Origin of the sequence: Actinocatenispora thailandica (assembly GCF_016865425.1) — a bacterium.
Classification (GTDB): domain Bacteria; phylum Actinomycetota; class Actinomycetes; order Mycobacteriales; family Micromonosporaceae; genus Actinocatenispora; species Actinocatenispora thailandica.
Genome location: NZ_AP023355.1, coordinates 809,145 through 829,856 on the forward strand (window position 1 = coordinate 809,145; position 20,712 = coordinate 829,856).

Here is a 20,712-nt window from a genome sequence, read left to right on the forward strand (position 1 = left end):
CGTGCCGGATCCGCCGGCGGGCGGCTTCCGGGACCGCGGCGCCCCGGAAGCCCGCCCGGGCTAGGCGAGGGGGCCGATGGCGGCCTCGATCTCGGTGCGCAGTTCGGCACCGACCAGCAGCGCGCGGCTGTGCTCCAGGATCGGTGCGAGGAACTCGTCCGGCCCCGGCTCGCCGGCGACCTCGGCGATCCGGCGTACCGCGATGGCACCGGCCGGGCTGGGCGTCATCGGCGCCCGCAGTTGCAGGCCGCGGCAGGCGGCGAGCAGCTCGACCGACAGCAGGTGCGACAGGTTCGCCAGCACGGTACGCAGCTTGTGCGCCGCCGACCAGCCCATCGAGACGTGGTCCTCCTGCATGCCCGAGGTCGGGATCGAGTCGGTCGACGCCGGCACGGACAGCCGCCGGTTCTCCGCCACCACCCCGGCCGCGGTGTACTGCGCGATCATCAGGCCGGAGTTGACGCCCGGGTCGGGGGACAGGAACGCGGGCAGTTCCCGGGAGCGCGCCACGTCCAGCAGCCGGTCCACCCGGCGCTCGGAGATCGAACCGACCTCGCTCGCCGCGATCGCCAGGTAGTCGGCGGCGAAGCCGAGCGGCGCGCCGTGGAAGTTGCCGGTCGACTCGACCCGGCCGTCCGGCAGCACCACCGGGTTGTCCACCACCGACACCAGCTCGCGCGCCGCCACCTGGACCGCGAACTCCAGGGTGTCCCGCGCCGCGCCGGCCACCTGCGGTGCGCACCGCATCGAGTACGCGTCCTGTACCGCGTGGGTCAGGTCGTCGCGGTGCGAGTCCATGATGGACGATCCGGCGAGCAGCCGGTGGATGTTCGCCGCGGACGCGGCCTGGCCGGGGTGCGGCCGGATCTCGTGCAGCTCCGGCAGGAACGGCCGGTCCGAGCCGAGCATCGCCTCCACCGCGAGCGCGGCGGTCACGTCGGCCATGGTGAACAGGTGCCGGGCGTCGGCGATCGCCAGCAGCAGCATGCCGAGCATGCCGTCGGTGCCGTTGATCAGCGCCAGGCCCTCCTTGCTGGCCAGCGCGATCGGCGCCAGGCCGGCGGCGGTGAGCGCGTCGGCGCCGGTGATGCGGCGGCCGTCCGCGGTGCGTACCCAGCCCTCGCCGAGCAGTACCAGCGCGCAGTGCGCGAGCGGCGCGAGGTCGCCGGACGCGCCGAGCGAGCCGTGCCGCGGCACCCACGGCGTGATGTCGGCGTTGAGCAGCTCGACCAGCGACTGCGCCACCAGCGGCCGGACCCCGGAGCGGCCCATCGCGAGGGACCGGATCCGCAGCAGCATCATCGCCCGCACGACCTCGGTGGGCATCGCGTCGCCCATCCCGGCCGAGTGCGACCGGATCAGCGCGTGCTGCAGTTCGGCCCGCCGCGCCGGCTCGATGAACGTGTTGGCGAGCGCGCCGAACCCGGTGGACACGCCGTACACGGCGCGCTCGTCCCGCTCGATCGAGTCCACGATGGACCTGCTGGCCCGCATCGCGGCCAGCGCCGCCTCGGACAGCTCGACCCGGGCACCGTGCCGGGCCACCGCGATCACCTGCTCCGGCGTCACCGATTCGGGGCCGACGGTCACCTTCTTCATCCCTGGATCCCTTGCTGGTAAGCGATTTCCCCGCTCGCCACGACGGTGTGCACGAGCGGGACTCCCGGCCGGTAGGCCAGGTGGACATGGCTGGGCGCGTCGAGCACGACCAGGTCGGCCGCCGCGCCGGTGGTGATGGTGCCGACGTCGTCGCGGCGCAGTGCCGCGGCACCGCCGGCGGTCGCGCACCACAGCGCCTCCGCCGGCGTCAGGTGCATCTCCCGGACCGCCAGCGCGATGCAGAACGGCATCGACGAGGTGAACGACGAGCCCGGGTTGCAGTCGGTGGCGACCGCGACGGTGACCCCGGCGTCGACCAGCCGGCGGGCCGGCGGGTACGGCGAGCGGGTGGAGAACTCGACACCCGGCAGCAGTGTGGCCACCGTGTCGCCGCCGGCCAGCGCGTCGACGTCGGCGTCGGACAGGTACGTGCAGTGGTCCACCGCGGCGGCGCCCAGCTCGACGCCGAGCCGCACGCCGGGCCCCGCGCCGAGCTGGTTGGCGTGCAGCCGGGGCGCCAGCCCCTTCGCGATGCCGGCGGTGAGCACCGCGCGGCTCTGGTCGGCGTCGAACGCGCCGCGCTCGCAGAACGCGTCCACCCAGCGGGCGTGCGGCGCGCAGGCGTCGAGCATCGGGCCGCAGACCAGCGAGACGTAGTCGTCCGGCCGGTCGGCGTACTCGTCGGGTACCAGGTGCGCGCCGAGGAACGTGGTCTCCGCGGTCACCTGGCGGGCGATCCGCAGCAGCCGGGCCTCCTGCTCGACGCCCAGCCCGTACCCGGACTTCGTCTCGAACGTCGTCGTACCCTGGCGGGTCAGCTCCCGTTGCAGGTAGGCGAGGTTCGCCGACAGCTCGGTGTCCGGCGCGGCGTTGGTGGTGGCCACCGTCCGCCGGATCCCGCCCCCGGTGTAGGGTTCGCCGGCCATCCGGGCCGCGAACTCGCCGGACCGGTCGCCGGCGAACACCAGGTGCGTGTGGCTGTCCACGAATCCGGGGATCACCGCCCGGTTCGACGCGTCGACCCGCACGTCGCAGGCCGGCGCCCCGCCGGCCGGGCCGATCCAGGCGATCCGGCCGTCGACGGCCACCACGGCGGCGTCCCGCCGGATCGCCAGCGGATCGCGGCCGCCGGGCTCGTTGGTGACCAGTTCGCCGATCCGGTCGACCAGCAGCGCGGTCATGCGGCTCCCTTCGACGGTGCGGTCGGTGCGGCGACGCTGTCGGCCGCCGCGGCCTGCGCGTCGGCGGCGTGGCTTCGCGCCACCGGTACGGCGTGCGAGGTGGTGGTGTGGCGTCGGGCCGTGGGGACGGCGCGCGGGTCGGCGGCGTCGCTCGACGGGGTCATCGCAGTACCTCCCGGACGGTGCGGGCCAGTTCGCCGGCGACGTCGTCGACGAGCAGGTGGCGGCCGTCCTCGACGACCGGGCGCCCGTCCACCACGACCGAGCGGACGTCCGTTGCGGTCGCGGCGAACACGGCCGCCGCGAGCGGTTCGTCCGCTCCGGCGGTACGCACCGAGTCGAGCGCGACGGTGACCAGGTCGGCGGGTGCGCCGGGGGCGAGCCGGCCGGCGTCCGGTCGACCGAGCGCGGCGTGCCCGCCGCCGGTCGCGGCGGCCAGCAGCTCGCCGGCGGTGAAGTGGCCGCGCCGTTCGGTGGCCAGCCGCGCGTCCAGCTCCACCGCGCGCGCCTCCGCGAGCGGGTCGATCACCGCATGGCTGTCGCTGCCGAGGCTCAGCGGGCTGCCGGCGTCGACCAGGGCGCGCGCCGGACCGATCCCGTCGGCCAGCTCCCGTTCGGTGCTCGGGCACAGGCACACCCCGACGCCGGCCGCGCCGAGCGCGGCGACGTCCTCGTCGGTCGGGTGGGTGGCGTGCACGGCGGTGAGGTGCGGCCCGAGCAGCCCGTGGTCGGCCAGCAGCCGGACCGGGGTACGGCCGTGGAATGCCTGGCAGGCCGCGTTCTCGGCGCGCTGCTCGGACAGGTGCACGTGCAGCGGCGCGCTGCCGACCCGGTCGGCGAAGCCGCGCAGCGCGGTCTCCGGCACCGCCCGTACCGAGTGGATCGCGGCACCTCGGGTGGCGTGCGGCGGCAGCTGGATCCTCTCGTACCGCCGCTGCCAGGCGTCGGGGTCGGCGTCGGCGAACCGCTGCTGTACCGGGGACAGCGGCTGGTAGCCGTGGTCGGTGAGGCCACCGGTCAGGTACAGCGTGTCGAGCAGGCAGATCCGGATGCCGGCCTGCCGGGCCGCCTCGATGAGCGCCTCGCCCATCGCGTTCGGGTTGGCGTAGCCGGTCCCGCCGGTGTCGTGGTGCAGGTAGTGGAACTCGCCGACCGCGGTGACGCCGGACAGCGCCATCTCCGCGTAGACCGCCCGGGCCAACCTCAGGTACGAGTCGGGGTCGAGGCGTGCGGCCACCTGGTACATCCGGTCCCGCCAGGTCCAGAACGTGCCGCCGCCGTCGTGGGTACGGCCGCGCAGCGCCCGGTGGAACGCGTGCGAGTGCGCGTTGGCGAACCCCGGTACGGTCAGCCCGGCGAGCCGCCGCGCGCCGGCCGGCGGCGCGGGCACCCCGGAGGTCACCGCGGTGACGATGCCGTTGGCCTCCTCGACCAGCACGCCGGGCTCGGCCGGCCGGGCCGGATCGCCCAGCCAGGCGTACTCGCACCAGTACCCGCTCACGCGAGCTCCCGCAGCGCCGCGGTCAGCGCCCGTACCCCGGCCAGGCAGTCGACGTCGTCGGTGGCCTCGGCGGGGGAGTGCGAGACGCCGGTCGGGTTGCGGACGAACAGCATCGCGGTCGGCACCCCGGCGTCGGACAGGATGCCCGCGTCGTGCCCGGCGCCGGTGGCGAGCAGCGGCAGCGGGCCGGTGCCGCCCTGCGCGCTGCCCGCGGCGCCGCTCCCGGCGATACCCGCAGCGCCCAGGCTGGTCGAGAGCCGCCGGGCCAGCGCGTCGTCGAACCGGATCGGCGGGGTGACCGACTCGGCGGTGACGGTGAGTGCGGTGCCGTCCCGGCCGACCCGGTCCCGGGCCTGCCGTTCCAGCTCGATCAGCATCGACTCCAGGGTGGTCGCGTCCGCGGCGCGCGCGTCCAGCCACCCGGTCACCGCGGACGGGATCGCGTTGGTTCCGTTGGGCCGCACCGCGATCCGGCCGAAGGTGGCCCGCGCGTCGTGCAGCCTGGCCTGCTTGTTCGCGGCCAGCGCGGTCATCGCGTAGCTGAGCATCGGGTCGTGCCGGTCGGCCATCGCGGTGGTACCGGCGTGGTCGGCGGTGCCGGTGAAGTCGAACCGCCAGCGGCCGTGCGGCCAGATGCCGGTACCGACACCGACCGGCGCGCCGGTGTCCACCAGCCCCTTGCCCTGCTCGATGTGCAGCTCGACGTAGTGCCCGATCCGGCTCAGTCGGGCCGGATCCGGCCCGAGCCGGGAGGTGTCCGCGCCGGCCGCCGCCATCGCGTCGACGAGGGTGGTGCCGGCCGGGTCGGTCAGCGCCGCACCGCGCTCGACGGGTAGCGCTCCGGTCAGCAGCCGGGAGCCGAGACACGCCACGCCGAACCGGGAGCCCTCCTCCTCGCAGAACGCGACCACGCCGATCGGCCGGGACGGGGTGATCCGCGCGGCACGCAACGCGTCCACGGCGAGGAAGGCGGACACCACGCCGAGCGGCCCGTCGTACGCGCCGCCCTGCGGTACCGAGTCGAGGTGGCTGCCGGTCACCAGCGCGTCGCCGGCGTCCGGGTCGCCCCACCAGGCCCACAGGTTGCCGTTGCCGTCGGTCTCCACCGCCATCCCGCGCGACTTCGCCTGGTCGGTGAACCAGCTCCGGCAGGCCAGCTCGGCGTCGGTGTACCCGTGCCGCAGGTAGCCGCCGTCGGGGGCGGCGCCGATCGGCAGCAGCTGTTCCCACAGCGTCCGGAACGCGTCCCGTTCGTCCACAGTGGTCACTGCGCATCGCCCTCGCGCATCGGGATCCGCAGCCCGTCTCGCTCGGCGACGTGCTCGGCCAGCTCGTACCCGGCGTCCACGTGCCGGATCACCCCCATCGCCGGGTCGTTGGTCAGCACCCGGTCGAGCTTCGCGGCGGCCAGCGGGGTGCCGTCGGCGACGGTGACCTGCCCGGCGTGGATGGAGCGGCCCATCCCGACGCCGCCGCCGTGGTGGATCGACACCCAGGTCGCCCCGGACGAGGTGTTCACCAGCGCGTTGAGCAGCGGCCAGTCGGCGATCGCGTCGGAGCCGTCGGCCATCCCCTCGGTCTCCCGGTACGGCGAGGCGACCGAACCGGAGTCCAGGTGGTCGCGGCCGATCACCACCGGCGCGGACAACCGCTCGTCGGCGACCATCTCGTTGAACCGGGCGCCGGCCTGCGCGCGCTCGCCGTAGCCGAGCCAGCAGATCCGGGCCGGCAGCCCCTGGAACGCGACCCGCTCGCCGGCCATCCGGATCCACCGGCCGAGCTGATCGTTGTCCGGGAACAGGTCGAGGATGGCCCGGTCGGTGGCGTGGATGTCGGCCGGGTCGCCGGACAGCGCCGCCCACCGGAACGGGCCCTTGCCCTCGCAGAACAGTGGCCGGATGTAGGCCGGTACGAACCCGGGGAAGGCGAACGCGCGCTGGTAGCCACCGAGCTGCGCCTCACCCCGGATCGAGTTGCCGTAGTCGAACACCTCGGCGCCGGCGTCCAGGAAGCCGACCATCGCCTCGACGTGCTTGGCCATCGAGGCGCGCGCCCGGTCGGTGAACTCCTCCGGCTTCTTCGCCGCGTAGTCCGGCGCGTCGCCCGGGTCGATGCCCGCCGGCAGGTACGACAGCGGGTCGTGCGCGGAGGTCTGGTCGGTGACGATGTCGACCGGTACGCCCCGGCGCAGGATCTCGGGTACCAGGGTGGCGGCGTTGCCGACCACCCCGACCGACAGCGCGCGCCGCTCCCGCTTCGCCTGTACCGCGAGCGCGATGCCCTCGTCCAGGTCGGCCGCGATGGTGTCCAGGTAGCGGGTGTCCACCCGGCGCTGCAGCCGGGTGCGGTCCACGTCGATGATCAGGCAGACGCCGTCGTTCATCGTCACCGCCAGCGGTTGCGCGCCGCCCATGCCGCCGCAGCCGGCGGTCAGCGTCAGCGTGCCGGCGAGGGTGCCGCCGAACCGCTTGGCGGCCACCGCGGCGAACGTCTCGTAGGTGCCCTGCAGGATGCCCTGGGTGCCGATGTAGATCCAGGAACCGGCGGTCATCTGGCCGTACATCATCAGGCCGAGGTGCTCCAGCTTGCGAAACTCCGGCCAGCTGGCCCAGTCGCCGACCAGGTTGGAGTTCGCGATCAGCACCCGCGGCGCCCACTCGTGCGTCCGCAACACCCCGACCGGCTTGCCGGACTGCACCAGCAGGGTCTCCTCCGGCCCGAGGCTGCGCAGGGTGCGCACGATCGCCCGATACGCCGGCCAGGAGCGTGCCGCGCGGCCGGACCCGCCGTACACCACCAGGTCCTCGGGACGCTCGGCCACCTCCGGATCGAGGTTGTTCATCAGCATCCGCAGCGGCGCCTCGGTCTGCCAGCTCCGCGCCGACAGGGTGGTGCCGCGCGGTGCACGGATCGGTTCGGTCGGTGCGGTCACGGGAGCGCCTCGCTTTCTTCTCGGACGTGCCCGGCCGCCTGTTCGGCGACTGCCACCGGGCGCGTCGGTACGTGGTGGAGGGCCGCGGACCCACTCAGCCCCAGTATCCAGGAAGCCGGCACCGCCGAGGTGCATCGACGTCCAGAATGGACTGTCCAGGTAGGACCTCTCGTCATGGTACGAACAGCCCGCGGCGGGCCGCGGACGCCTCGAACTGTTCCAGCCGGCCCTGGGTGCGTGCCGGCTGCGCGTCGCAGATGGCCTGCAGCAGCACCATCGCCAGGATCATCGGCGCGCCGTGCACGTCGAACACCAGCTGCGAGCCGACCGGCGCCGGGAGTACCAGGTCGGACTCGGCCGCCGCCGGGCTCATCGGGCTGTCGGTCACCGTCACCACGGTCAGCCCCGCGGACCGGGCGGCCCGGATCGCGGCCAGCGCCTCGGCCGGGTAGCGCGGCAGGACGAACGTCAGCAACGCCTCCGCCCCGGCGTCCCGGGCCTGCTCGATCTGGTCCACCAGCTCGGTACCGCCGGCGCCGAGCACCCGCACGTCCGGCTGCACCTTCGCGGCGAAGTAGCCGAAGTACTCGGCGATCGGCCGCGCCGCGCGCAGCCCGAGCACCGGCAGCGGGCGGGACGCGGCGAGCGCCGCGGCGGCGGCCAGTACCGGCTTGGGGTCGGCCAGGAAGTCGGACAGGCTGGCGAGGTTGTCGCGCTCGGCGGCGACGGCGCGCTGCCACTCGTTGCGGCGGGCCTCGTCGGTGGTTTCGGCCGCGGCGCCGGTGTCCAGCCCGATCAGCTCGCGGATCCGCTGCCGCAGCGCCGGGTAGCCGTCGTGGCCGAGGGCGGTGGCGAACCGGGTCACCGACGGCTGGCTGACTCCGGCGAGTTCGGCGACCTCGCTCGCCGACAGGTATCCGGCCCGGGGCGCGTGCTCGACCAGCGACTGCGCGATGCGCCGCTGGGTCGGCGTCAACCGCTGCCCGGCGAACAGCGCGAGCAGCCGCGACGACGGGCTGTCCGGTACCGGTTCGACCACGGCCGCAGCCTATGCATCAGGACTTTCATCGGTCAAGCTACTGAATCAAGCTATGCACGATGGTGGTCGGCGCGATATGTCTGACAAAAGACGTAGTGTCGGTGTGCTGTCCCCGCAGGGAGCGGGATTCCCGCCGCCGCGGGCATGAAAACACCACCCGGTGGGTATCTGATCGGACGATGGACGTGGATCGGGAGCTACGGATCGAGCCTTACCGGGGCGCCGCACGGGCGGCCCGGCGGTTCGTCGAGGACGCCATCCGAGACTGGCGGCTCGGCCCCCGTGCCCGGGAGATCACCCTGGTCAGCCACGAACTGATCGCGAACGCGTTCCTGCACGCCCGGTCGGCCGCGCTGCTCCGGTTGCGCCGCCGCACCGACTCGCTGCTGGTCGAGGTCGCCGACACCGATCCGCGGCTGCCCTGCCCGACGCTGGTACACAGCCTGCTGCGCACCTCCGGCCGCGGCCTGATGATCGTCGAGCTGCTGTCGTTGCGGTGGGGCGTCCGCCCGGTCGACGCCGGCAAGGTGGTCTGGGCCGAACTGCCGCTCACCGGCGCCCGGCACACCCTCGACGCGCCGCCGGCGCGCCCCCGCAACCCGGTCTGAGGAGCCGGTCAGGCCGAGACGGCGGCCGCCAGGCGGTCGCGGTGTGCCGGCCACTCGGTGGCGAGCATCGCGAAGTCGAGCTCGGTGGCCCACTCGCCCTTGAACATCTCGTTGTGCACCAGCCGGGCTTCCTGGCGCATACCCAACCGGCGCGCCATCCGCGCCGACGCGTCGTTGCGCTCGTCCAGCCGCGCGACCACCCGATGCAGCCCCAGCCCGTCGAACGCCAGGTCGAGCAGCGCCGCGGCGGCCTCGGTCGCGTACCCGCGGCCGGCGAAGTCGGGATTGAGCACGTACCCGAGCTCGCCACCGCGGTGCTCCCGGCTGCGGAAGAACAGCACCACATCGCCGACCAGCTCGCCGGTCGCGGCCAGCTCGACGCCCAGCATCAGCGCCTGCCCCGCATCGGTCAGCGCGGTCGCGGTCCACCGGGTGGCCACCGCCTCGACGATCTCGGCCCGGTCCATCGGCTCGAACGGCAGGTAACGGCAGACGTCCACCTGCCCGCGGTACGCCAGGAGCGCGTCGACGTCGTCGGCGGTCACCGGCCGCAGCAGCAGCCGCCCCGTGCGGACCGGGTAGGTCGGGCGCAGCTCCAGCCGATCCTCTGCCATGGCCGCCATCATGCCAACAGGCAGCTCGGTCCGGCGAGCAATATCCGCGGGTGCCGGGGTGCCGGGGTGCCGGGGTGCCGGGGTGCCGGGGTGCCGGGGTGCCGGGGTGCCGGGGTGCCGGGGTGCCGGGGTGCCGGGGTGCCGGGGTGCCGGGGTGCCGGGGTGCCGGGGTGCCGGGGTGCCGGGTGCCGGGTGCCGGGGTGCCGGGGTGCCGAGTGTCGGGGTCGGGGGCCGGGTCGGGTGTCGGTGTCGCCGGCTCCGGTCAGGTCAGCCAGCCGGGCCGCACCAGACCCGACTCGTACGCGATGACCACCAGCTGGGCGCGGTCCCGGGCGGCGAGCTTCACCATCGCCCGGGACACGTGCGTCTTCGCAGTCGCCGGGCTGACCACCAGCTTCGCGGCGATCTCCTCGTTGGACAGGCCCTGCCCGGCGAGCGCCAGCACCTCCCGCTCCCGGTCGGTCAGCGCCGCGAGCTGCGGGTACGGCCGGGGCCGCTGGGCGCGCAGGGCGAACTCGGCGATCAGCCGCCGGGTCACGCTCGGCGACAGCAGCGCATCGCCGCGCGCGACCGCCCGTACCGCCGCGACCAGCTCGGCCGGTTCGGTGTCCTTGACCAGGAACCCGGACGCACCGGAACGGATCGCCTCGAACACGTACTCGTCGAGCTCGAACGTGGTCAGGATGATCACCCGGACCGCCTTGAGCCGGTCGTCGGCGACGATCCGGCGGGTCGCGTCCAGCCCGTCCGCGCCGGGCATCCGGATGTCCATCAGCACCACGTCGGGCACCAGCCGGCGGATCTCGGTGACCGCCTCGTCGCCGTCGGCGGCCTCACCGACCACCTCGACGTCGCCCTCGGCGTCCAGCAGCGCCCGGAACCCGGCCCGGACCAGCGCCTGGTCGTCCGCCAGCAGTACCCGGATCACGGTGCCTCCCCGCCCAGCGGAAACGTCGCCACGACCCGGAAGCCGCCGCCCGGCAGCGGGCCGGCGGTCAGGCTACCGCCCAGCGCGGTGGCCCGTTCCCGCATGCCGGGGATCCCGTTCCCGCCGCTCGCGTCGGCCGGCTCAGCCGCGGCCACCGGCCCCGCGCCGTCCGGGTGCGCGGCGGTGGGGTCGCCGGTACCGTCGTCGGTCACCAGCACGGTGAGCTGCCCCGGCCGGTACGCCAGCGACACGACCGCCTCGCTCGCGCGAGCATGCCGGTACACGTTGGTCAACGCCTCCTGCACGATCCGGTACGCGGCGAGATCCACCTCGACCGGCAGCGGGCGCGGCGACCCGGTGACCGTGGTACGCACCGCCAGGCCGGCCGACCCCAGCCGGCCGGTCAGCTCGCCCAGCCGGTCCAGCCCGGGGGTGGGGGAGTGCGCCGCGTACGTCTCACCGCGCAGCACCGCGAGCGCCGAGCGCATCTCGCCCAGCGCCTCCTTGCTCGCCTGCTTGATCACCGACAACGCGGTACGGGCCTGCTCCGGTCGCTGATCCATCAGGTGCAGCGCCACCCCGGCCTGCACGTTGATCAGCGAGATGTTGTGCGCCAGCACGTCGTGCAACTCCTGCGCGATCCGCAGCCGCTCCTCGTTCGCCTGCCGCCGCTGCCGCTCCGCCCGGATCCGGCGCTGCACCGCCACCCGCTGCCGGTGCACCCGGTACAGCTCGGACAGCGCCAGGATCGCGGCCACCCCGGCGACGTGCCCGAGCACCCACGTCCAGCTCATCGTGCCGTGCTCGATCGCCCAGTAGAGCAGGAAGTACACCGTCAGCGCGCCGACGCTGCACACCCACGCGAGCACCCGGTAGCCGGCCAGCACCGCCATCACCAGCACCACGGCGAACGCGGTGAACTGCGGCCCGTACGGGAAGCCCAGCCCGTAGTAGCCGACCGTGGCCACCGTCGTCACCACCAGCGCCGGTGCCGGCCACCGCCGGCTGAACAGCAACGCCACCGGCCCCACCAGCAACAGCAGCAGGGTCGGCAGGTCCAGATGCCCGTCCACCTTGCTCGCCGCGAAATGGGTGCCCACCACCGACACCGCCGCGACCAGCACCGCGACCATCGGCAGCGTCCAGCCGCGCACCGACCAGGCGGCCGGCTCCGGCTCCGGCGGGCACCCAGCCTCGCCATCCCGGCCCCGGCCCCGACCCCGGCCCGGGCCCCGACCCCGGCCCGGGCCCAGGTCCGTGTCCGGGCGCGCCGGCTCACCGCGCCGACCCCGGCCCGCGCGCGCCAGCTCACCGCGCCGGCCCGGGTCGCCGACCCCGCCGCGGCGCACCCGCCCAGCCACTCCCCACCGCACCTGCCCACGGTAGGGCGTGGCCGGCGCCCGGCACATCGTCCCCGGATCGACCGCCGGGTACTCCCACCGTGGTACGCGCCCCCGCCCCGGGGCGCCGCCGCGGCCACCTGCTACTCTTCACACCGTCCCGAGCCCCCGTAGCTCAGGGGATAGAGCATCGGCCTCCGGAGCCGTGTGCGCAGGTTCGAATCCTGCCGGGGGCACCCTCAGTAACCTGGGTAAACCCCGGCTGACCAGCACAAACGCTGGCGACCGGGGTTTCTTCGTATGCAGCTACATGCCACCGAGGGCTGCTGTTTGTCGATGCTCCCGCAAGATACGCGCAAGGGATCTTGAAGAGTTTCCGCAGATCAACCTGGATGCGGGAAGCGCCCCGCAAGCTGCCGGGGCCCCTTGAGGCTACGCGCGTCAGGCGACATCGCCGATCGCTTCCTCTATCCGGCTGTTGCTCACGTCGCGTTGCCGTCCATGCGCCTGCGTACAACTTCAAGGCACGTCGATCGATGTCCTGGCTCGCTCCGCTACCTCCGTCGCGGAACACCCGGGTCAACCAGAGCGACACCGCCGCGTGCCGGAGGTCATACGCTCGAGGCGCCATGGGGTGAGTCCACCGATCCGGCCGTGGCGCGATCGGCCGGGCCACCTGCCACACGCGGAAGCAGTTCGACCAGCTGACCACGTTGCCCCCGTCTGGCGGCCTCGGCGGGCGGAGGACAGGCCCGCACCCGGCGCCGCCGTCGACCAGCAGCGCCAGGACCAGGCAGACCTGTCGGGCATGGCCTTTCGCTCGCCTCTGCGTGGCCACCGTTCGCAGTGGTTCCGCGGTCGAAGCTCGGTCGACCTCGTTCTCGGATGAAAGCCCTCGCCCCCCGGCTGACCCCAACCGGCCGCTACGACAGCCACCGAGGCACGCCAGGCGGGGGAGTGGTTCACGCGGAGAGACACGGTCCGACTGTGATCGCGGCAGCCTCCTAACCAGAGGGGTGCTGCTCGAAGGCATGGACCACTCGGGCGGTCGGATCCGGCGACCCGGAGTCCCAAAGACGATCGGTGAGCAGGAAGTCGGCCAGCTCAAACATGCCCGCGTGCTTCTTCTCGGTGAGCAAGAACTTTCCGCCGACATGATCGGGCTCCCAACCATGCGTAAGCGCGTAGTCCACAACCGCCCGCACGTCGCGTGCACGCGGATACGCGCCATCAGTCGCACACGCACTCCAGGGGGTGCCCCAGCTCTTCGACAACAGATCCGCCTGCAACACCTGGCTGTTCTTCCCGGCGCCCCACACCCGCACACGGATACACCGGTGACAGTCACCCTCGCCGGACACATGAAAGATCTCGGCCCGCCACACGAACGTCCGGCCCCCGGCACGCAGTTCCCGCAACCTCATTCGCACCTGTCCGCCCTCCCCAGCCGGCGCCCACCCCTGAGGTTGCGGGCCCGTCACTCGCGCATCATGTAGCCAAGTTCAGCCGGCACCGATGAGCTGCAGCCCGTCGTACTGGGCGAAGTCTTCGAGGTCCTCGACGTCGAGCGTTGCCGGCGGGGGGCCTCGGTGATGCACGTGGCGGCGATCCCCATGTCGTTCATCGGGGACGACCACGGAGCTGTGCCGACCGCATCGGTCGAGCGTACGGATTCCTTGGCAGGAGACACGAACGAGGATGGTCAGGGTTCTTCGGCTGATCGGGGGAGGGATCGTGGGAGGCCTCGGCGCAGGCGGCAGGATGCGCCGGGCAGGTGGCGGCGGCGGTCGATCTCGGTGCGTGCCGACTCGGGGCGGCGGTCAGCCCGGTCGACGTTCGGACGCCGCGGCGCTCAGCGGGCGTTGGCTGTTCCAGCGGAGCGGGCGCGGAGGTACCAGTGCGCGGCGACCAGCGGGATGATGCCGACGGGGTACCAGGTGACGTCGACGAGGTCGAACTGCGCGCCGACCAGCTGGCGGGCGAGCCAGCTGTGCCCGGAGAGCGTCGCGGGGATGGCGGTGAGCTGCGCGAACTCGACGAACCAGCAGTACGCGACCGCGACGCCGCCGGCGATCGGCGGAAAGATCGACGGCCGTACGAAGAGCACGATCGTGTAGACGATCGCTCCCGACAGGGCGGCGCCGGAGTACTGCTCGATCGGCCCGTCCATCGCCGCGCGGATCGCGTAGGCCGCAGCCGCGAAACAGGCTGCCAACACCACCAGCACCAGCCGAACCCAGCGCGACGAGAGCACCATCGCGCCATCCTAGGTGGCAGGCAGCGCACCGGCGGGGTGGCGGTCAGGAGGCGAGTGGCTGGGTGAGCACCTGGACGGTCACGAACGCGGCCACCGCGAAGACCAGGTACGCGAACCAGCGACGCAGCCGGGCGGCCGGGAGGCGGGCGGCGAACCGGCCGGCGACCAGCGACCCGACGATGGCGGCGGCGGTGAAGGCGCCGGCGACGCGGAAGTCGATGGTGGCGTCCCCGGCGTGCGCGGCGAACCCGGCGGCGGAGTTGAGCACGATGATGACCAGCGAGGTTCCGATCGCCACCGGCATCTGCAACCCGAGCAGCAGCACCAGTGCGGGGATGATCAGGAACCCGCCGCCGACGCCGAACAGGCCGGTGAGGAACCCGACGCCGAGCCCGGCCCCGATGGCCCGGGGCAGGCAGCGGCGCCAGTTCACTCGGCCGCTGGGCAGCGCGCAGGCGCCGCCCAGCTCCTTGCGGTCGCGCAACATCTGGATGCCGGCGGCGACCATCAGCAGCGCGAACCCGGCCAGTACCAGGCGCGGGTCGAGCAGCCGGTTGACCGCCGCGCCGGCGAAGGCCGCGGCGGCGCCGGCACCGCCGAACACCCCGGCGATGCGCCACTGGACCTGCCCGGCACGCAACCGGGGGAGTACCGCGGCGATCGACGAGATCCCCACCACGAGCAGCGAGGTGGGTACCGCGGCGCTCAGTGGCTGCCCGACTCCGTAGACGAGGGCGGGTACGGCGAGGATCGAGCCGCCGCCACCGAGCAACCCGAGCAGGATGCCGACGACCGCGCCGAGCCCGAGTGCGGCGCCCACCGGTCAGCCCCCGGTACCGGGAGTGGCGCCGACCGGTCCGTGCCGGTGTCGCGCGGCGCTCATCGGTCGTCCTGCTGCTCGGCGGCCACGATGGGGAGGCCGGCCGCGGCGGCGTGCGCGTAGTCGTCGTCGACCTGTACCGCCTCGCGGCCGGCGCGGGCGAGCAGCCCGGTGGCGGCGGCGGCCCGGTATCCGGAGCCGCAGTGCACCCAGATCGTGCCGGCGGGCAGGTCGGAGAGCCGGCCGGTGAGTTCGGGCAGCGGTACGTGCACGGCGCCGGCGAGGTGCCCGGCACGCCACTCGTTGCCCAGCCGTACGTCGAGGACGACGTCGGGGGCGGGCAGCCCGGCGGGAACGCGCCCGGCGCGCGCGGCGGCGAGGTCGGCGAAGGTGGCGACGGGTACCGAGCCGAGCCGGGTGGCGTCGCCGCCGGCCCACTGCTCGGGGGTACCGGTGGCCGCCGCGGCCGGCCGGTCGACGCCGATGCGGGTCAGTTCCCGCTGCGCCTCGGCGACCTGCTCGACGGACTCGCCGAGCAGGGTGAGCGGCCGATCGGCGGGCATCAGCCAGCCCAGCCAGGTGGCCATCGGCCCGTCGAGGCCGAAACTGAGCGTGCCGGTCAGGTGCCGGCGCAGGAAGGCCGTACGCGAGCGCAGGTCGACGATCCACTCCCCGGCGTCGATCCGGCGCCGCAGTTCCTCGGGGTCCGCGCGCCGTACCGGCGTCAGGTCGATCGGTTCGGCTCCGGCGGCGTTGCGCGCCCCCATGTGCGCGTAGTACGCGGGGTAGGCGTCGAGGCCGGCCAGGGTGCTGTCGACGAACTCGTCGGCGGCGAGCCGCAGCACCGGGTTGGCGAGGCGTTCCTGGCCGATCGTGGAGGCGGTGGCATCGGACTGGCTGGCCGAGCAGAAGCTGCCGAACCCGTGGGTGGGCCAGATCCGCGCGCCGTCGGGCAGCAGGTCGGACAGCCGCCGCGCCGAGTCGTACTGGTGTCGGGCCAGCGTCTCGGCGTGCTGCGCGCCGAGCAGGTCGGTCCGGCCGGTGGTACCGAACAGCAGCGAGCCGCCGGTGAACACGCCGATCGGGCCGTCCGGGCCGGCCAGCACGTACGACAGGTGGTGGAACGTGTGGCCGGGGGTGCCGACGGCGGACAGCCGCATCCGCGGCGACAGCGCCAGCTGGTCTCCGTCCGCGACCGGGGTGCGGTCGAAGGCGACTTCGTCCGCCCCGGCCACCAGGTAGGTGGCGCCGGTGAGCCGGGACAGGGCCAGCCCGCCGGAGACGTAGTCGTTGTGCAGGTGCGTTTCGGCGATGTGGGTGATCCGGACGCCGAGCCGGCCGGCGAGCGCCAGGATCCGGTCGATGTCGCGTTGCGGATCGACGACCAGCGCGACCTGCCCGTCGTGGGCGAGGTAGCTGCGGTCACCCAGCGACGAGGTCTCGACGACCTCGACGGCGATGCCGGTCTGTTCGGCAGTCATCAGCGCAACCCCCGCTCGTCCCGGGTTCTCGCTCTCCTCCATCATTCTTCACCCCTTGTCATATACCCCGGGGGTATGTACGGGACAGCGTGCGGCCGTTCCCGGCGCCGGTGGCGACACCGGACGGTCGGTGAGGGCCGGGTCAGGACAGGGCGAGGAACAGCTTCTCCAACTGCTCCTCGGACATCGGCTCCTCCTCGCCGCGCTCGCGCGCGAGCTGGCACTGCCGCATCCCGGTGGCGACGATCTTGAATCCGGCCCGTCCCACGGCACGGGACACCGCTGCCAGCTGGGTCAGCACCCGCTCGCAGTCCTCGCCGTCCTCGATCATGGCGATCACCCCGCCGAGTTGCCCGTGTGCCCGCTTCAACCGGGTCACGGCCTCGGACAGCGTGTTGGCGTCCATTTCCATCGCGCCACCTCCGATCTCGAACATACCCCCGGGGGTATCGCGTCGTCGCGTGAAGCCGCTCACCGCCGCACCGGGCGGGAGCGACGGCCGTCAGCGCCGGCGCAGCCGGGCGAACAGCCCCCGGCCCGACGAGGGGGCCGTCGCGTCACCGTCGTGGCCCGGGCACCGCTGGTCGGCCGGTACGCCCTGCATGACCTGGTCGACGTGCTGGCCGCAGCCGGCCCACGTCGTCTTGCCGCACTGCCGGCACTTCACTGCTCGACACATCAGATGCCCTCCGGTATCGGTCTGCGCTGCCGCCGGTGTGCCGGCGACCTGGCCACCATATACCCCCGGGGGTATCTGTCGTCACGCGAACGAGTGGCTTCCGGCGCTCAGTCCACCCGGCCGCCCCGGGTACCGGGGGAGTCCGCGGCCGGCGCCACCAGCGAGCTCGCCGCGGGGTCGTGGGTGGGAACGATGGTGAGCTGGTGCCGGGCCAGGTGCAGGCGGTGCAGGGTGCGGAAGGTGGCGTCGCGGTCGGCGTCGGCGAAGTTCCCCGGATAGCTCGCCTTCTGCCGCACGGTCTCGATCTGCAACTGGTGCCAGGCGGCATCGCCGGCCAGCAGCAGCCAGCCGCGTTCGGTGTGCGCGAGGACGCCCACGCTGCCGGGCGTGTGCCCGGTCAGGTCGACCAGGACGACGGAGCCGTCGCCGAACAGGTCGTGGCTGCGGCTGAAGGTGGCGACCGGCGGACCGTCCAGCTCGTAGTCCACGACGGTACGGTCGCGCAGCGCGTCCCGGACCCCGCCGACCGGCGCGACCGGCCCGGTCATCGCCCAGTCCCGCTCGGTGCGGTGCAGGTGCACCGGCAGACCGGGCAGGTCCAGCAGGCCGCACACGTGGTCCCAGTGCGCGTGCGTCGGCAGCGCGAACTCCGGCGAAGGCAACTGCGGCACCCGGCGCAGCGCGTCGACCGTCGCGACGGTGCCGGCGGGCGCCCGCACCGCGACCCGCAGTACGCCGGGGAGCTGCGCGATCGCCCGATGCGCGGCGTCCCGGCAGACGCTCGGGTCGACCAGGAAGGTCGCCTCCGGATGCTCGACCACGAACGAGGTCAGCGCGTTGCCGACCCGCCGCGGGGTGAACGTGCCCTCGACGATCGCCATCGTCGGCACCTGGCGCACGACCTGCGGCAGCGCGGTCACCCGCACGGTACGGCGGGGTGCCGGCAGGCCGGCGTCGGTGATCGAGGCCAGCAGCCGCTCGTCCCGGCGCCGGGGCCGTACCATCCCGGCGACCAGCCCCGCGGCGGCGGAACAGCAGTCCAGCAGGCTCGGTGCGCGGACCGGATCAGGCATGACACGACTCCAGACTCCAGGCGGTGCGACCCGCCGCTACGATCGGCGTCGCCACCGTAGAACTTCAGGTCGACATGAAGTAAAGGGGCACGATGTGAAGATCGGCGACGCGGCGGCGACCCTGGGCATCGCGGCGCACGTACTGCGGCACTGGGAGTCGCTGGGGCTGCTGGTGCCGGCCCGCAGTTCGTCCGGCCACCGCAACTACGACGACCAGACCCTGGACCACGCCCGGATGATCCGCACCCTGCAACGGGCCGGGCTGTCCCTCGACCAGATCCGCCGGATCGCCCGCGGCGACCACGACGACAAGACCGCGCTGATCGACGGCAAGCGCGCCGAGATCCACGACCGGGTCGAGCTGCTGCGGGCCGCCGACCGCTTCCTGGCACACATCGTGACCTGCCGGCATGCCGTCCTCGCCGACTGCCCCGACTGCGCCCACTTCCTCACCCACCAGTACCGCCCGGACCGCACCGTGGTCGCCGGCGCGGAGGCCGCAATGCAGCAATGACTGCCGTTCCGTCACCCGGCACCAGATCGAGCGGTCATCGGTCCGCAGCGGCGACCCTCCGCCGGTCTCGGAGCCGAGCCCGCCTGGTGCGTCGATCAAGGACCCGGTCGGCGGCGTCGGCCCGACCGCAGTGGCGGAAGCGGAGGACAGGGCGGGAACAGCGGGCGCAAGTCCTTGATCGGCGGATTTCGCGCGGGCGCGGCCATAGCATCGGGACAGCGTGGGTTCGGCATTCGGGGGACGGCGTGGCGGTGGGGCGTGTGACGGGGCCGGGGCGGTGACGGGTGACCGCGGCCGGGCGGGGTGACGGGCGGCGGCGGTGGGGGTTCCTGTTCCCGTCGTTCGCCGGGTACCGGCCGGCATGGTTGCGCGCCGACCTGATCGCCGGGCTGACGGTGTGGGCGGTGCTGGTCCCGGAATCCCTCGCGTACGCCGGGATCGCGGGCGTGTCCCCGGTCGTCGGGCTGTACGCGGCGGTGCCGGCGCTGGTGCTGTACCTGGTGTTCGGCTCGTCCCGGCACCTGATCGTGGGGCCGATGTCGGCAACCGCGGCACTGTCCGCGGGGATCGTCGGCGGGATGGCGAAGGGCGGTACCGCAAGCTACGTCGGGCTGACCGCGGCGCTGGCGTTGACGACCGGGGTGGTCGGCGTCGTTGCCGGGCTGCTGCGGTTCGGGTTCGTCGCCTCGTTCATCTCCGAGCCGGTGTTGAAGGGGTTCATCATCGGCCTGGCGCTGACCATCATCGTCGGACAGCTACCGGCGCTGTTCGGGGTCGGCAAGGGGGAGGGGGACTTCTTCCGCAAGCTGGGCCACGTGATCGGCCAGCTCGGCCACGCGAAGCCGGTGACGGTGGCGATCGGGTTGGGTTCCCTCGCCGTACTGCTGGTGTTGAAGCGCTGGCTGCCGCTGGTGCCGGGCGCGCTGGTGGTCGTGGTCGCCGGGATCGTACTGGTCACCGTGCTGCGGCTGGACCAGCACGGCGTCGCGATCGTCGGCAAGGTCGACTCCGGGCTGCCGCGCCTCGGCATGCCACCGCACCTGCCGGGCCCGCACAGCTACGTCGACCTGGTCGGGCCGGCGATCGGCGTACTGCTGATCGGGTTCGCCGAAGGGCTGGGCGCGGCGAAGACGTACGCGGCCCAGCACGGGTACGAGGTGGACCCGAACGCCGAGCTGATCGGCCTCGGCGCGGCCAACCTCGGCAGCGGGCTGGCGTCCGGGATGGTGGTCAACGGCAGCCTGTCCAAGACCGCGGTGAACGGCGGGGCCGGCGCCAGGTCGCAGCTGTCCGGCGCCACCGTGGCCGGCCTGACCCTGATCACGCTGCTGTTCCTGACCGGGCTGTTCGAGAAGCTACCGGAGGCGACGCTCGCCGCGGTGGTGATCGCCGCGGTCGTCGAGCTGGTCGACTTCCGTTCGCTGCGCGAGCTGTGGCAGGTGTCGACCCGCGGGCTGGGCCGCATCTACGGCAAGGCGGCGCGGGCCGACTTCATCGCCGCGCTCGCCGCCCTCGCCGGCGTCGTGGTCTTCGACACCCTGCCGGGGCTGTTCATCGGGATCGCGGTGGCCCTGCTGCTGTTGCTGTACCGGTCGGCGCGACCCAACATCGCGGTCCTCGGCCGGCGCCCGGACCGGCTCGACGTGTGGGTCGACATGGAGCGCGACCCGCACGCGGTAGCGCCGGACGGCGCGCTGGTCTGCCGGGTCGAGTCCGGACTGTACTTCGCCAACGCCGACTTCGTGCGCACCCGGATCCGTACCCTCGCCGGGCAGCGGCCGGTACGGGTGGTCGTCGTGGACGCGGAGACCGTACCGTTCCTGGACGTGACCGCGGCCGGGATGTTCACCCAGCTGCACGCCGAGCTGGCCGCCGCCGGCTGCGACCTGCGGTTCGCCCGGAACGTCGGTCAGGTGCGCGACGTGCTGCGCCGCGCGAAGGCCGTCGAGGTGCACGTGTACCGAGACATCGGTACCGCGCTCGCCGCCACCCCGCCGCCCGAGGCCAGCGCCCCGCCACCGCCGAAGCGGGCCGACCGCGAGCGTGACCCGGACTGATTCCGGACGGTGCACCGGCCCCAGCCCGGCCCCGCCCCGATCCGCACCCCGACCGGGCAATCACCATCGTCCGGGACGTGCCGAGCGCC

General features: G+C 73.6%; 20 protein-coding genes and 1 tRNA gene. 4 read left to right on the forward strand and 17 right to left on the reverse strand.

The annotated features are described in order from the left end of the window. Window positions 1–60: 60 nt before the first annotated feature. The 7 genes from hutH to Athai_RS03705 all read right to left on the reverse strand — a co-directional run bounded on the left by hutH (window position 61) and on the right by Athai_RS03705 (window position 8,252). On the reverse strand, window positions 61–1,599 hold the full coding sequence (gene hutH / locus Athai_RS03675; protein WP_203960158.1) for a histidine ammonia-lyase: 1,539 nt from the start codon (window positions 1,597–1,599) through the stop codon (window positions 61–63). Next, window positions 1,596–2,780: an imidazolonepropionase gene (hutI, locus tag Athai_RS03680; protein WP_203960159.1), complete on the reverse strand. Its 1,185-nt coding sequence runs from the start codon at window positions 2,778–2,780 to the stop codon at window positions 1,596–1,598. The genes hutH and hutI overlap by 4 nt, the downstream gene beginning before the upstream one ends. Next, entirely contained in the window at window positions 2,777–2,944 is a 168-nt protein-coding gene (locus Athai_RS03685) for a hypothetical protein (RefSeq protein WP_203960160.1), read from the reverse strand. The genes hutI and Athai_RS03685 overlap by 4 nt, the downstream gene beginning before the upstream one ends. Further along, window positions 2,941–4,281, reverse strand: a complete 1,341-nt coding sequence (locus Athai_RS03690) for a formimidoylglutamate deiminase (protein ID WP_203960161.1) — start codon at window positions 4,279–4,281, stop codon at window positions 2,941–2,943. The genes Athai_RS03685 and Athai_RS03690 overlap by 4 nt, the downstream gene beginning before the upstream one ends. After that, entirely contained in the window at window positions 4,278–5,549 is a 1,272-nt protein-coding gene (locus Athai_RS03695) for an allantoate amidohydrolase (protein WP_203960162.1), read from the reverse strand. The genes Athai_RS03690 and Athai_RS03695 overlap by 4 nt, the downstream gene beginning before the upstream one ends. Beyond that, window positions 5,546–7,213, reverse strand: coding sequence for a urocanate hydratase (gene hutU, locus Athai_RS03700; protein ID WP_239156700.1), 1,668 nt, complete (start codon window positions 7,211–7,213; stop codon window positions 5,546–5,548). The genes Athai_RS03695 and hutU overlap by 4 nt, the downstream gene beginning before the upstream one ends. Window positions 7,214–7,385: 172 nt before the next feature. Next, window positions 7,386–8,252 (reverse strand): MurR/RpiR family transcriptional regulator, encoded by an 867-nt coding sequence (locus Athai_RS03705; protein ID WP_203960164.1) that lies wholly within the window; start codon window positions 8,250–8,252, stop codon window positions 7,386–7,388. Between the two features lie 179 nt (window positions 8,253–8,431). On the opposite strand from Athai_RS03705, the gene Athai_RS03710 reads away from it, so the two are divergent. Then, window positions 8,432–8,860: an ATP-binding protein gene (locus Athai_RS03710; protein WP_203960165.1), complete on the forward strand. Its 429-nt coding sequence runs from the start codon at window positions 8,432–8,434 to the stop codon at window positions 8,858–8,860. Window positions 8,861–8,868: 8 nt separating this feature from the next. On the opposite strand, the gene Athai_RS03715 is transcribed toward Athai_RS03710, so the two are convergent. From Athai_RS03715 to Athai_RS03725, 3 genes are all read right to left on the reverse strand, one after another. Further along, window positions 8,869–9,474, reverse strand: coding sequence for a GNAT family N-acetyltransferase (locus Athai_RS03715; RefSeq protein WP_203960166.1), 606 nt, complete (start codon window positions 9,472–9,474; stop codon window positions 8,869–8,871). A gap of 262 nt (window positions 9,475–9,736) precedes the next feature. Beyond that, a complete protein-coding gene (locus Athai_RS03720) occupies window positions 9,737–10,402 on the reverse strand; it encodes a response regulator (protein WP_203960167.1) in 666 nt (221 codons plus the stop codon). Then, on the reverse strand, window positions 10,399–11,556 hold the full coding sequence (locus tag Athai_RS03725; protein WP_239156701.1) for a sensor histidine kinase: 1,158 nt from the start codon (window positions 11,554–11,556) through the stop codon (window positions 10,399–10,401). The genes Athai_RS03720 and Athai_RS03725 overlap by 4 nt, the downstream gene beginning before the upstream one ends. 350 nt (window positions 11,557–11,906) lie before the next feature. On the opposite strand from Athai_RS03725, the gene Athai_RS03730 reads away from it, so the two are divergent. After that, window positions 11,907–11,978 (forward strand) — tRNA-Arg (locus tag Athai_RS03730). 768 nt (window positions 11,979–12,746) lie between these two features. On the opposite strand, the gene Athai_RS03735 is transcribed toward Athai_RS03730, so the two are convergent. From Athai_RS03735 to Athai_RS03765, 7 genes are all read right to left on the reverse strand, one after another. After that, window positions 12,747–13,034, reverse strand: coding sequence for an integrase (locus Athai_RS03735; protein WP_239156702.1), 288 nt, complete (start codon window positions 13,032–13,034; stop codon window positions 12,747–12,749). Window positions 13,035–13,594: 560 nt separating this feature from the next. Next, window positions 13,595–13,999, reverse strand: a complete 405-nt coding sequence (locus Athai_RS03740) for a DUF2809 domain-containing protein (RefSeq protein ID WP_203960169.1) — start codon at window positions 13,997–13,999, stop codon at window positions 13,595–13,597. A gap of 43 nt (window positions 14,000–14,042) precedes the next feature. Then, the gene (locus tag Athai_RS03745; RefSeq protein WP_203960170.1) at window positions 14,043–14,819 is read right to left on the reverse strand and encodes a sulfite exporter TauE/SafE family protein; all 777 of its coding nucleotides are present in this window, start codon (window positions 14,817–14,819) and stop codon (window positions 14,043–14,045) included. Between the two features lie 59 nt (window positions 14,820–14,878). Next, window positions 14,879–16,300 carry an MBL fold metallo-hydrolase gene (locus Athai_RS03750; protein ID WP_203960171.1) on the reverse strand — a complete coding sequence of 474 codons (1,422 nt, stop codon included), beginning with the start codon at window positions 16,298–16,300 and terminating at the stop codon, window positions 14,879–14,881. A 142-nt stretch (window positions 16,301–16,442) separates the two neighbouring features. Further along, window positions 16,443–16,712 carry a metal-sensitive transcriptional regulator gene (locus tag Athai_RS03755; protein WP_203965314.1) on the reverse strand — a complete coding sequence of 90 codons (270 nt, stop codon included), beginning with the start codon at window positions 16,710–16,712 and terminating at the stop codon, window positions 16,443–16,445. A gap of 90 nt (window positions 16,713–16,802) precedes the next feature. Further along, window positions 16,803–16,979, reverse strand: a complete 177-nt coding sequence (locus tag Athai_RS03760; protein WP_203960172.1) for a hypothetical protein — start codon at window positions 16,977–16,979, stop codon at window positions 16,803–16,805. Window positions 16,980–17,086: 107 nt separating this feature from the next. After that, window positions 17,087–18,052: an MBL fold metallo-hydrolase gene (locus tag Athai_RS03765; protein ID WP_203960173.1), complete on the reverse strand. Its 966-nt coding sequence runs from the start codon at window positions 18,050–18,052 to the stop codon at window positions 17,087–17,089. A 94-nt stretch (window positions 18,053–18,146) separates the two neighbouring features. Here Athai_RS03765 and Athai_RS03770 point away from each other — a divergent pair, with 94 nt between their 5' ends. Together Athai_RS03770 and Athai_RS03775 are read left to right on the forward strand one after the other, a co-directional pair. Next, window positions 18,147–18,566, forward strand: a complete 420-nt coding sequence (locus Athai_RS03770; RefSeq protein WP_203960174.1) for a MerR family transcriptional regulator — start codon at window positions 18,147–18,149, stop codon at window positions 18,564–18,566. 284 nt (window positions 18,567–18,850) lie between these two features. Beyond that, window positions 18,851–20,623: a SulP family inorganic anion transporter gene (locus Athai_RS03775; RefSeq protein WP_239156703.1), complete on the forward strand. Its 1,773-nt coding sequence runs from the start codon at window positions 18,851–18,853 to the stop codon at window positions 20,621–20,623. Window positions 20,624–20,712 lie beyond the last annotated feature (89 nt).

What these genes read in the sequence shown, in the direction of transcription:
- hutH (WP_203960158.1), bottom strand. Translation starts at nt 1,599, where the DNA reads ATGAAGAAGGTGACCGTCGGCCCCGAATCGGTGACGCCGGAGCAGGTG.
- hutI (WP_203960159.1), bottom strand. Translation starts at nt 2,780, where the DNA reads ATGACCGCGCTGCTGGTCGACCGGATCGGCGAACTGGTCACCAACGAG.
- Athai_RS03685 (WP_203960160.1), bottom strand. Translation starts at nt 2,944, where the DNA reads ATGACCCCGTCGAGCGACGCCGCCGACCCGCGCGCCGTCCCCACGGCC.
- Athai_RS03710 (WP_203960165.1), top strand. Translation starts at nt 8,432, where the DNA reads ATGGACGTGGATCGGGAGCTACGGATCGAGCCTTACCGGGGCGCCGCA.
- Athai_RS03715 (WP_203960166.1), bottom strand. Translation starts at nt 9,474, where the DNA reads ATGGCAGAGGATCGGCTGGAGCTGCGCCCGACCTACCCGGTCCGCACG.
- Athai_RS03740 (WP_203960169.1), bottom strand. Translation starts at nt 13,999, where the DNA reads ATGGTGCTCTCGTCGCGCTGGGTTCGGCTGGTGCTGGTGGTGTTGGCA.
- Athai_RS03750 (WP_203960171.1), bottom strand. Translation starts at nt 16,300, where the DNA reads ATGACTGCCGAACAGACCGGCATCGCCGTCGAGGTCGTCGAGACCTCG.
- Athai_RS03755 (WP_203965314.1), bottom strand. Translation starts at nt 16,712, where the DNA reads ATGGAAATGGACGCCAACACGCTGTCCGAGGCCGTGACCCGGTTGAAG.
- Athai_RS03760 (WP_203960172.1), bottom strand. Translation starts at nt 16,979, where the DNA reads ATGTGTCGAGCAGTGAAGTGCCGGCAGTGCGGCAAGACGACGTGGGCC.
- Athai_RS03765 (WP_203960173.1), bottom strand. Translation starts at nt 18,052, where the DNA reads ATGCCTGATCCGGTCCGCGCACCGAGCCTGCTGGACTGCTGTTCCGCC.